At 28.4% G+C, this 3,675-nt stretch carries 2 protein-coding genes and 1 pseudogene; 1 reads left to right on the top strand and 2 read right to left on the bottom strand.

All coding sequences use genetic code 11. The features are described 5' to 3' along the window. Positions 1-24: 24 nt before the first annotated feature. Positions 25-561 (bottom strand): annotated as a pseudogene (gene radC, locus JVU85_RS12105) (RadC family protein); the annotation flags it as partial. Between the two features lie 13 nt (positions 562-574). After that, a complete protein-coding gene (locus JVU85_RS12100) occupies positions 575-1,258 on the bottom strand; it encodes a prepilin peptidase (RefSeq protein WP_031266636.1) in 684 nt (227 codons plus the stop codon). Positions 1,259-1,937: 679 nt separating this feature from the next. Here JVU85_RS12100 and JVU85_RS12095 point away from each other — a divergent pair. Further along, positions 1,938-3,443, top strand: coding sequence for a glycosyltransferase (locus JVU85_RS12095; protein ID WP_204172637.1), 1,506 nt, complete (start codon positions 1,938-1,940; stop codon positions 3,441-3,443). Positions 3,444-3,675: the final 232 nt, after the last annotated feature.

Raw genomic sequence — 3,675 nt, 5'->3', positions numbered from 1 at the left:
AGTTTAGGATACTATGTTTAATGCATCCCCTGATGGATGATTATGGACTACAATAATTGCATTACTTGCCCACTGAATTGCCGCATTGAACAATTCTCTCGGATGTACAATAGCGCTTGTAAGCGTCCCTTTAAAAATGGTCTGTTTTTTAATTACTATATTTTTAGAATTTAAAAATAATGCTACAAATATTTCTTGTGTTAAATGTTGCATTTCTCCCATCAAAAATGTTGCCACATCTTGAGGACTTGTTATTTTGATTTGGCTTTCAATGCTACCTGAATGCATTCTTTCTCCTAATTCGAAAGCAGCTTTTAATACAATAGCTTTATATGTACCTATTCCCTTTATATTTTGCAAATCACTAATAGTTAACTTTTTTAAATAATGAATACTATCGACAGTACTTAAGATTTCATGTGCTATATCTATACTAGAAAATCCCTTTCTCCCAGTATTTAATAATATAGCTAATAATTCCGCATTAGATAAATGTTCAGCTCCTTTATATAACAAGCGCTCACGTGGTTTTTCTGAAGTTGCAAGATCTTTAATTTTCAATATAGTTCAACTCCTAAAATGGAATAATATTAAAAGAAGTAATGACTAGTGCAAGAAAGATAAAAGGTATGAGGGGTAATTTGGCTTGAACATTTCGATGAATAAGCCAATGAAGCAAACCAATTATACCAGCTAAGATAAATGTAATCATGAAAATGTGTAATAGATGAGGTGCTGGAACAAATAAACTTAAATATGAAAATACGAGAATATCACCGTACCCGATGGCATCCTTAAATAATAAAAAGAAGCAATGTAATACGAAAGTAATGATAAAAAACTGAGGTAAATAAAAAGGTGCTAATACTACACCACAAATTACTGCAATAACAATTATATGTAGTGGAATAGATAAAGTTACGAGGTCATTAATAGCTAAAGTGAGTAACACAAGGACAAGTAATAGAAAAGTAGTATCGTCTAAAATCACATCAAAATGATACAAACAGATACCTATAACCACTGCAGTCAATTCCCCTACGAAATAACTATAATGTAGTGGCTGTTTGCAACAATGTGTGCGTCCACATTGTAAAATATAACTGACGACTGGAATTAGGCGATACAATGGTAGTACTTTTTGGCATAAATCACATTGAGAACGCTTGAACAGACGCCGAATAGAAAGCGTTGAAAACGTTGAAATTTGATACAAAAAGCTGAATAAAACAGAACAAAAAATAACATTGATAATCATGTATCACACTCCCACTTAAATTATAGCACCATCAACTCCCCTCTAATACTAAATTCTCATTTAATCAATAAGTGTGTTAGTAATACAAAGTTCTAATAATTTACACTACTCATTTATCCACGAAGTAACGTTTAAAACACTATTTCACACTATTATTTTTAGCTAGATTCAAGTCTTACATGTAATCTTTAGTTATATAATTGTCTGAATAAAACTATAAGTATTTATGGCTCATATTATTATTTTTTCAACACATTTTTCCTAATTCAAATTATGCAACTAGAATTTATATCATCGAATAATTTTATAAAATTATTGTGTTATTTCTATATCAGTTTATTATGTCGTTTGCTATAATAAAAATATGGACCTAAAATAATTTTCAATATAATCTTTGTAAATATTCTGGTATTAGTTAGTATGTATTTTTGAATTGTTGTGAATTTTATTTTATAACTATAATCAACACCCGTTTATTATACACAAACTTTTTAGTATAAAACACAGCAATAAAAATTATTACAAAATCATACTTTACAGTTATTGCAATCGATATTTTAGTAGCAATGGAAATAAGCATAACTCATGGGAGAATCGAAAAATAATACAAAACATTTTTACATTGTTCATTGTATGAATTTTAAGATTAAGAGTTGTGTTACAGTATAGGGGGTTTCAAATGATATACACTGTTACATCAACATTACCACTGTTACATGGTGGTAGAACGAAATCATTATTAGCAAGAAATAAGTTTTTAGATCAAGCGTTAAATATACCTACTACTATATTAACTACAAATTATAATGCTAATTACAATGATGTTTATAGAAAGTTTTTAACAGAAGGAAAAGTAACTGAAAACATACGTTATGATAATATTTATGATTGGTTGGCTGACTACAAGTTACTCTCATGTTCAGAGCCTTACGATAGTAGCACAACAACATATATAGAAACTTCAGTAAAAATTGAAGGTTTAACTCATGTAGTGGATACTTCCAAACATATAGTGCGTTATTATAGCAACGATAAAACCTATGTTCTTTATAGAAAGTTTAAAGAAAATACTAACATACTTGAATTTGAAGATTTTATGTCACCCATAAGTAAAAAAAGAATACAGCGTTGGCAATACAATAATTATGGTGTATTACATAAAAAATTACATTACTCACCTAATAGTAAAAAACGAATTTATGAAGAGTTCTTTGACAAAAATGGAAATATTTATTGTACAAAGATGTTCGAAGATAATGAAAAAAATAGTTTAATTTACATACAAACGTATAGACATGGCAGACCACACCTGACTTTCAAAACAGAAAAGCAGTTGTTTCAACACTATTTTGAAAATAAATTTAACGAAAATGATGTTGTCTTTTGTGATGCACGATTATTAGATAAACCATTATTAAACCAACAAAATAAAACTAAAAATATACTCGTATTTCATAGCAGTCATTTAAATGACAATAAAACAATTAACCAATCATATAAAATGGCTTTAGAAAATCCACAAAAGGTTACCCAATATTTACTACTAACAGAAAAACAAAAATCAGATATACTCAATGTTACTAACATTGATCCTGATAAAATTTCAATAATTCCACATTTTATAATGCCGCATCAATCTACTGATAATGTAGAGCAATTAGATAGATTTGTTTTTATAGGTCGTATAGCTGAAGAGAAACAAATCAATCATATCTTATACGCATATCATAACTTCCTAAAATCTGGATTTACTACTAAATTATCTATATATGGTAGAGATGAATTCGGACAACAGCGGAAGCTAGAACAATTAATTGAAGAATTGGAATTACAAGATAATATTGATATAAATGGATTTACAAATAATCCATTAATGGAATTCCAAAAATCAAAAGCTTCATTATTAACAAGTTCATTTGAAGGCTTTGGATTATCTGTTATGGAAAGTATCAATGTAGGTTGTCCAGTCATTTCATATGATGTACGATATGGCCCTTCTGAAATTATTGACCATGGTAAAAATGGTTACCTTGTAGAGCAGGACAATATATCTGAATTAACAAAATATATGAAACTTATTATCGAACAGCCATTACAAAATGTTCACACAAAACCTGAATTAACTTTTGAAAGTGCTAAACAGAATTACAAACAATTATTTGACTCAATTGAATATTCATATTAAACACAAGTGTTTCAGGTCGTAAATAAGCCTTTCGCATTAATGAACTGACCCCAATTAGTGGGAATAAAATAAAAACACTTTCGTTGAATTCATTTAAAATGAATCATACGGAGGTGTTTTTTCTATGAAAATAATGTCTTATTCAATAGAAACAAAATATAAAAAGATTGAAATGAAATAAGCTGGAAATACTGTAAAAGAAATTATGGAAGCATTAAATATCAAAAATAGA

It is taken from the genome of Staphylococcus sp. GDY8P72P (assembly GCF_016890655.1).
GTDB classification, from domain to species: Bacteria; Bacillota; Bacilli; order Staphylococcales; family Staphylococcaceae; genus Staphylococcus; species Staphylococcus arlettae.
The sequence above is the reverse complement of the archived record's forward strand: the minus strand, read 5'-3'. Positions and strand labels throughout refer to the sequence as shown.